The organism is Propioniciclava sp. (genome assembly GCF_036744435.1).
In the GTDB taxonomy this organism is placed as follows: domain Bacteria; phylum Actinomycetota; class Actinomycetes; order Propionibacteriales; family Propionibacteriaceae; genus Propioniciclava.
Map to the genome: position 1 here is coordinate 1 of NZ_DAIOIA010000138.1, position 7,411 is coordinate 7,411.

Annotated in this window: 8 protein-coding genes; 5 read left to right on the forward strand and 3 right to left on the reverse strand. The window is 68.7% G+C overall.

Going from position 1 to position 7,411, the window contains the following annotated elements:
• The 4 genes from V7E09_RS13485 to V7E09_RS13500 all read left to right on the forward strand — a co-directional run.
• On the forward strand, positions 1-512 hold a 512-nt coding region (locus V7E09_RS13485; protein ID WP_324523541.1), incomplete at its 5' end, for an adenylosuccinate synthetase.
• 161 nt (positions 513-673) lie between these two features.
• Positions 674-1,549, forward strand: coding sequence for an aldose epimerase family protein (locus V7E09_RS13490; RefSeq protein WP_324512437.1), 876 nt, complete (start codon positions 674-676; stop codon positions 1,547-1,549).
• Positions 1,550-1,670: 121 nt separating this feature from the next.
• On the forward strand, positions 1,671-2,936 hold the full coding sequence (purD, locus tag V7E09_RS13495) for a phosphoribosylamine--glycine ligase (protein WP_324523543.1): 1,266 nt from the start codon (positions 1,671-1,673) through the stop codon (positions 2,934-2,936).
• Positions 2,933-3,457: a GNAT family N-acetyltransferase gene (locus V7E09_RS13500; protein WP_324512406.1), complete on the forward strand. Its 525-nt coding sequence runs from the start codon at positions 2,933-2,935 to the stop codon at positions 3,455-3,457. Before purD ends, V7E09_RS13500 begins: the two co-directional genes overlap by 4 nt.
• Before the next feature lie 63 nt (positions 3,458-3,520).
• Here the strand turns inward: V7E09_RS13500 and V7E09_RS13505 are convergent, their stop codons facing one another.
• Together V7E09_RS13505 and V7E09_RS13510 are read right to left on the reverse strand one after the other, a co-directional pair.
• Entirely contained in the window at positions 3,521-4,093 is a 573-nt protein-coding gene (locus V7E09_RS13505) for a GNAT family N-acetyltransferase (protein ID WP_324512405.1), read from the reverse strand.
• Between the two features lie 62 nt (positions 4,094-4,155).
• Positions 4,156-5,115 carry a L,D-transpeptidase family protein gene (locus V7E09_RS13510; RefSeq protein WP_324523542.1) on the reverse strand — a complete coding sequence of 320 codons (960 nt, stop codon included), beginning with the start codon at positions 5,113-5,115 and terminating at the stop codon, positions 4,156-4,158.
• Between the two features lie 867 nt (positions 5,116-5,982).
• Here V7E09_RS13510 and V7E09_RS13515 point away from each other — a divergent pair.
• On the forward strand, positions 5,983-6,402 hold the full coding sequence (locus V7E09_RS13515; protein WP_324512403.1) for a hypothetical protein: 420 nt from the start codon (positions 5,983-5,985) through the stop codon (positions 6,400-6,402).
• A gap of 275 nt (positions 6,403-6,677) precedes the next feature.
• On the opposite strand, the gene V7E09_RS13520 is transcribed toward V7E09_RS13515, so the two are convergent.
• A complete protein-coding gene (locus V7E09_RS13520; RefSeq protein ID WP_324512402.1) occupies positions 6,678-7,037 on the reverse strand; it encodes a hypothetical protein in 360 nt (119 codons plus the stop codon).
• Positions 7,038-7,411: the final 374 nt, after the last annotated feature.

Genomic DNA, 7,411 nt, shown 5'->3' on the forward strand with positions numbered 1-7,411 from the left:
ACCGGGTGATCGGCATCGCCAAGGCCTACACCACCCGCGTGGGCGAGGGCCCGTTCCCGACCGAGCTGCTGGACGCCGACGGGGACCGGCTGCGCAACGCAGGCGGCGAGTTCGGCACCACCACCGGGCGGCCGCGTCGCTGCGGCTGGTTCGACCCGCTGGTCGTCGAGGCGGCGTGCACCTACAACGGCGTCACCGACGTGTTCTTGACCAAGCTCGACATCCTCACCGGCTGGGACAAGATCCCGGTCTGCATCGGCTACGACGTCAACGGCACCCGGGTGACCACCTACCCGGTGATCATGGACGACATCGTGGCGGCCACGCCGGTCTATGAGTACCTCGACGGCTGGAGCGAGGACATCTCCGAGGCCCGCAGCTTCGAGGAGCTTCCCCCCACCTGCCAGGCCTACGTCCGTCGGCTCGAAGAGCTCATCCGCTGCCGGATCTCCGGCATCGGCGTCGGCCCGGGACGCGAGCAGGTCGTCATGCTGCACGATCTCATCGACTGAGGGCGTCGCGACCCCCGCGCGAACCTGCGCGGAGGGCTAGCGTGGAGCCACATCCGTCACGAGACCCCGTGCCGCCGACGCGGCGGGCGGGCCCACGTGGGGACGCCCGCGTGTCCGCCCGGTGCGACCCGAGGGCGATCATCGATCCAGGAGTGTGCGCCATGTCGCTGAACGGCCCGTTGTTCGAGATTCGCTCGGGGGAGTACGCCGCGACGATCGCCTCCTCCGGCGCGACCCTGGTGGGGTTGCGGCATGCGGGCCGCCGGATCACCGCGTCCTTCGACGCCCGGGCCGCGGTCGGGGAGGGGTGGGAGGGCAGGGCGCTGGCTCCCTGGCCCAACCGGATTCCCGAGGGCCGCTACTCTTTCGCGGGCGTCGACTATGAGGTGCCGATCAACGACCACGCGCACCAGGCGGCGCTGCACGGGCTCGCCGGGCACCAGGCGTGGGGTCTGGTGGAGGCGGCCGAAGACCGGGTGGCGCTGGCGCTGGACCTGCCGGGCAGCCTCGGCTACCCCTTCGATGTGTCTTTGTCGGCGTCCTACTCGCTGAGCAGGGACGGGTTGTCGGTGTCCCTGGCTGCGACGAATCTGGGGGTGGCGCCCGCCCCGGTCGCGCTGGGGTCCCACCCGTATCTCACCTGGGATGATGCGCCGCTCGACGAGTGCAGCGTCCAGGCCCCCGGCGTCACGGCGCTCCTCGTCGACGAACGCCTGGCCCCGATCCGGTTGGTGGACGTGGCGGAGGCCGACCTCGACTTCCGGACGCCGACCCCGTTCGCCGGGCGCCGGGTGGACACGGCCTTCCAGGCGCCCGACGGCGCCTGGGCCATCGAACTGCGGCACGCCGCGGGGGGCGTGGTGCTTCGCTCGGAGGCCCCGTGGCTGCAGCTCTTCTCGGCCGATCCCCTGGGGCGGCGCGCGCTGGCCGCCGAGCCCATGACGCACGGGCCCAACGCGTTCAACGGGCCGGACGCGGACGTCGCGCTGGCCGCGGGGGCCTCGCGGACGTTGCGGTACACGATCGCGGTCCTGTGAGGACGCCCGGCGTTGCTCTGGTCCCGTCCTCCCCGGAGGGGCCGCCCGTCGCCTGAATGCTGCCGTGGTCGTCGCCGCGGCTCGGCGGGCGTCTCGCTAGGCTGACCCGGTGGCCCGTGAACTGAACGTCCTTGTCCTCGGCAACGGCGGGCGTGAGCACGCGCTCGCGCTCGCGCTGAGCCGCGATCCGTCCGTCGTCGCCCTGTATTGCGCACCCGGTAACCCGGGCACCGCCGCGGTCGCCACCAACCACGCGGTGGACGCCACCTCGGGCCCCGCTGTGGTCGCCTTGGCCCGCGAGTTGGGCGCCGACCTGGTCGTCATCGGCCCCGAGGCGCCCCTGGTCGCCGGGGTCGCGGACGCGTTGCGTGCCGCGGGCATCCCGGCGTTCGGGCCATCGGCGGAAGCCGCCGTCATCGAAGGGTCCAAGCAGTTCGCCAAAGACGTCATGGCGGCCGCGGGCGTCCCCACGGCGGCGTCGCGCTACTGCACCACCCTGGAGGAAGCCGCGGCCGCCCTGGACGAGTTCGGCGCCATCTACGTCGTGAAGCAGGACGGCCTGGCCGCCGGGAAAGGCGTCATCGTCACCGACGACCGGGACGCCGCCCTCGCACACGCCGCCGACGCCCTGCCGGTGGTGATCGAGGAGTACCTGGATGGCCCCGAGGTGAGCCTGTTCGCGATCACCGACGGGGTCACGGCGGTCCCGCTGCTGCCCGCCCAGGACTTCAAGCGCGTCGGCGACGGCGACACGGGCCCCAACACGGGCGGCATGGGCGCTTACACCCCGCTGCCGTGGGCTCCCGAGGGACTCACCGAAGCGATCATGACGCGCGTGGTGGAGCCGACCATCGCCGAGATGGCGCGCCGCGGCACCCCGTTCTCGGGGCTGCTGTACGCCGGGCTGGCGCTCACCTCGCGCGGGTTGCGGGTCGTGGAGTTCAACGCCCGCTTCGGCGACCCCGAAACCCAAGCCGTGTTGTCGCTGCTGGAATCCCCGCTCGGCGAGGTGCTGTACGCCGCCGCCACCGGCACCCTGGACGCGATCGAGCCGCCGCGCTGGCGTGAAGGATCGGCGGTCATCGTCGTGCTGGCGGCGGACGGCTATCCCGGCACCCCGCACACCGGCGGGACCATCGCGGGCCCCCTCCTGGACGGCGCCGACGGCCCCGTGCATCTCACGCATGCGGGCACGCGGCTGGACGGCGACACGCTGGTGTCGAGTGGGGGACGCGTCCTCGGCGCGGTCGCCCGCGGAGCCGACCTCAACGAGGCCCGCGCCGCCGCCTACGCGGCCATTGATGACCTCGACGCGCCCACCTTGTTCCACCGCACCGACATCGCCGCCCGGGCCGCGGCGGGGCAGATCCCCACGCCCTCCCTGTGAGCGGTGCCCGGCTGCGTCCTTGGCGGGCGTCCGACGCGGACGTCGTCTGGGGGACGATCCTCGCCGACGCGCAGGTGGCCCGTCAGTTCCCCGAACTGCAGGGACTGGATCAGGTCGCCGAGTATCTGCTCGCTCCTGGGCGGGACGACCGAGTGGGGTTCGCCATCGTGGACGCGCATGACGCCGTGGTCGGCGGGGTCGCGGCCCAGGTCAACCACCGGATGCGTAGCGCCTGGGTCTCCTACTGGCTGACCGCCCCCGCGAGGGGCTCCGGGCTGGCGACCCGCGCTCTCCTGGGGCTGTGTGCCTGGCTGGTCGCCCGTGGCACCCATCGGCTGGAACTGGGGCATCGGCTGAACAACCCCGCCTCGCAGCGGGTAGCAGAGCGGGCCGGCTTCGTGCGTGAGGGGGTACTGCGCGAGGAACTCGAGTATGACGGCTTCCGTTACGACACGGCGCTGATGAGCCGCTTGCCCAGCGACCCCGTGCCCGACACGGAACCGCTGCCGGGGCTGGACTGAAACCCCTCGTTGACCACCGCGCCCGCGCGCGACCGCCCGCAGGGGAAACCCGCGTGATCGCCGTCAGCGGGAAAGTGGAGGGCGTTCCCTCGTGAAGGCATCGTGGATGCCGACCGTTCCGCGCGGGACGGATTGGGTGAAGGGGAGTACCAGGAAGTATTCGGGTGGAAGGCCGGGGAAAGTAAGTCGGTCGTGGGGCGCGAATCCGAACCGGCCGTAGTAGGCGGCGTCTCCGACGAGAATGCAGCCTGCGGCCCCCGCCTCCCTCAGTTGCTGGAGGGACGCGGACATGAGTTGCGTGCCGATGCCCTCGCGTTGATGCGCAGGCGTGACGGAAATTGGCCCGAGGTGGTACCAGTCGGGCGTGCCGTCCGAGACCGTGGCCGGAGAGATGGCGACGTGTCCGACGATCACGCGCTCTCGCTCCGCGACGAGTGAGACAGTCAGCGCCCCGGCGTCGCGCAGGTCATCAACGATGAACTGTTCCGTGTGCGCCGTGTGGGGTGCGTTCAGGAACGCAGCCTTCGTGAGGGCATGAATCGCGGCGGCATCGGTCGGAGACTCATGCCGGATCGTCTGATTCACTCTGGGCTCCCCCGTGGGGGCGTCGCCGGTCAGTTCTGCTTTCCTCACCATGATTGATCCAACCTGCCAGGCTCGGATGCAGTCCGCAAGCCGTCTGGTGGGGAAGGACCCGCCTAGTAGACGACGACCTTCGCGCCGACTGGGGTGTTGTCGAAGAACCACTTCGCGTCGCTCATGCTGCCCACGTTGATGCAGCCGTGGCTGGACCCGGCGTAGCCGCGCTTGGCGAAGTCGCCGGAGTAGTGCACGTACATGTTCGGGTTGAACTTGATCGAGTACGGCATGGAGGACTCCCAGCGATCCGAGAACGCCTTCGCGTCCTTGGCGTACACGCTGTACTTGCCGCTGACGGTCGGGAAGATCCGCAGTTTGCCGTTGTCGTCCTTGGTCATGCCGCCGAAGCGGACGTTGATCGTCTTGACGGCCTGACCGTCGCGCATCAGCGTCAGGGTGCGGTCACCCTGGCTGGCGCACAACACGACGCCAGAGGCCGAGCAGGCGGCGGGGGCGCCACCCTGGGCGGCCTTGCCGGAGGTGAGCGCGGCCCACGTTTCGGGGCCGATGATCGCGTTGTCGCTGATTCCGCGGGAGCGTTGGTAGTTCAGGACGGCGTTCGCGGTGGACTGCCCGAACGTCCCGTTCGCGGAGGCGCTGAACAGGTCCACTGCGGCGAGTAGCTTTTGGGCCACTGTGACGCAGTCGCCCTTCGCGTTGAGCGCCAGGCTTGAACCCGTGCAGGCGGAGGCGTCCACCGAGGCCGGGGCGGCGCTCTTCGCGGCAGCCGACTTCGTCGCCGTGGGTGAGGCTGACGCTTTCGTGGCCTTCGCCGTGGGCGAAGTCTTGGCCGAGGACGGTGAAGGCTTCGGCGTGGCCGTGGTGGCGCTGGGCGTCGGGGACGCGGTGGGTGACGGCATCGGCTCGGGGAACTCCTCGGCCTCCACCTGCGGTGCCGCCAGCGGCGACGAGACGACAGCCGGTGCACTCGGCGCGACAGCAGCATCCGGTGGCTGGGTGGCGCACGCGGCAAAGAGCGGCACGAGGGCCACGAGAGCGACGGCACGACGGTGCGACATGGTTCTGCTCCTCGGACGGGGAAGTCCGCGCCAGCGTATCCCGGACAGCCGATTCCTCAGCAATCGTGATCGTTGTCGGGGGCGTCGGGGGCGTCGGGGGCGTCGGGGATGCGGTGGTGCTGTCGGGGCATTCGCGGAACTGCTTGCCAATCAGACTCGGGTGCTGGGCGTGAACCATCCCCAAGACACTGAGCGTCCGCAACCGACTGCCTTCGGGCGGGAGAAGCCAGAACACCCCAATCCTGGGACCGCAAGCGAGGTTCGGTTGAGGAACGTGAAGGGCCGTGGTCGAGTGCTGATCCGCGTGTCCCCACCCAGTCATCGGGTGGCGTCCTTTCGGGCCGACTTCCTGTCACCCACTCCAGACCCCACATTCTCAAAGAACCTCCCGCGCCAAACGGGATTCTCCGCACTTCAGGGAATTCCCCTGAACATGGCGAACCGGTCATGGGCAGGCCCTCTTAGTGTCTGAACATCACCAGACGTGGAGATGGTTAGGGAGAGTCTCACCTGGGGGATTATTCGAACTTCCATTTCTGCTAGCGTGTGCTTCCCGCGGTGCTGTTACCGCTCGCCGATGCGTCGAGTATCCCCAGAAAGCCGTCACCAACTGGAGTGTTCGCTTGTCAGACGGGATCAGGGCGCGCATCGTAGGCAACGTCAATGAGGATGGCCTGTGGTGGTGGCGTAACGGGGTCCGCCAGTCAAGGAACGCTCCGCACCCCAGTCGCTCGAAGTACTACGTCTTCCATGGCACTTTGAACCCCATGTGGAACGGCGACCTCATCACCTACCAGGACTACATCTCCTTCCGACACAACATCGGCCCGGGCGGTCGGGGATCGGTCTTGTTCGCTGGGCAGTACCGTGTCGGATGAGTCCCTTGTTGCCCGGCTGCTCGACCTAGCCCGAGAAATCCTGCGCGAGGTCGGGTCTCCGCCCCAGTGGCGCATCATCGGGGCCGAACAGCAGCACGAGATCGATCCTCTCAACGGCGACATCGTCCCCTTCACCATGCTGCTGCTGTCCCACGACGGTGAACCGGTCGGAACGCTGCCCACGCTGACCGGGGATGTGCCAGACGACCTGGCCCTGACCGCCTTCGTCGAGCAGGTCTACGACACGCTGGTCGAGGACTCCTGGGGAGAGGTCAACCGGCCCTGCCCCGGTCATCGACACCCGAGCTGGCCCACTGTCCGCGAGGGCGAGCTCTTCTGGCACTGCCCGACCGACCCGCATCGCTGGGATACGTGGAAGCCCGGCTATCGGGAGAACCATCCGTCATAGCTCGAGTGCTTCCAGGTGACGCGCAGGGGAAGCTCATGCTTTTCGGCCCTGTGGTGAGCCCAACGCCGTGGAACAGTGAACAGCGTGCCGGGATCACATCATGATGGCGCCAGAGACGACGAGGTGGCTGCCATATTGGAGGGCCCGCGGTAGATCGTTTTGCGTACGGACTGGCCTGGCCCGTGCTGCTGCCACCACAAGACTCGCAGCGCGTCGCTGGGGCCGGGTTTCTGCCCAGCCTTACGACGCCTGGCGACGGGGAAAGGGCGGCATGATCACATGGCGTTCATGGGTTCGTGCGTCCTTCCCTGGTTATCGGGTGGGTTCGGGTAGGCCCTTCGGCAGGGTGGTGCCACGACCTTGTTAGCGAGCTGGTTCTCCATGAGGTAGAGCGCGATCGACACCTGACTGGGATAGCCCGCCAGCAGCGTCGGCAAGGTCATGAAGTGGCGCTGGGGCGCGGCGATCAGGGGAAGATCAGCGGGCACGTCGATGCTGAACTTCACCTGCGGGGTGGTGCTGTGATCAACGACGTTGACTTCGACACGGGCGACATCGACGTCAGCCTCATTGCGGGAGTCACACAGCGGTTCCGCGGTGACCTGGAAGGTCTCGATCAGTCCCCACTGGGGCATCGACGGTGCGATGAGATCCGCGATTCCCTCATCAAGTGATATGGAGCAAAGAAAGCAACCGTGTGCAGATCTTGCTCCATGATGTGAGCGCCGCGTTGTTTCTGTCGGCTGGCGGGATCTCGCTCATCCGCCCCTCGTCTGGAGGCGGCCGGTGAGGGTCGCCAGCGCCACGAGGGCGATCAACCGAGCCTGGGAACATCCCGGACGAGTGGGAGATCGGTGCATGTCTTCACGGGTGGCTGGAGCGTCGACCAGCGCGGGGCGCGTGGGTGTATCGCTGAGGGCGGCATGGGAGAATGGCGGCGTTGCCGTCAGCCGCGCAAGGAGAACCGATGACCGTCCCCAACGTGCTCGCCAGCCGCTACGCGTCGCCC

Excerpts from the sequence above, each read along its gene's own strand:
- V7E09_RS13490 (WP_324512437.1), top strand. The coding sequence starts at position 674 with ATGTCGCTGAACGGCCCGTTGTTCGAGATTCGCTCGGGGGAGTACGCC.
- V7E09_RS13505 (WP_324512405.1), bottom strand. The coding sequence starts at position 4,093 with ATGGTGAGGAAAGCAGAACTGACCGGCGACGCCCCCACGGGGGAGCCC.
- V7E09_RS13510 (WP_324523542.1), bottom strand. The coding sequence starts at position 5,115 with ATGTCGCACCGTCGTGCCGTCGCTCTCGTGGCCCTCGTGCCGCTCTTT.
- V7E09_RS13520 (WP_324512402.1), bottom strand. The coding sequence starts at position 7,037 with ATGCCCCAGTGGGGACTGATCGAGACCTTCCAGGTCACCGCGGAACCG.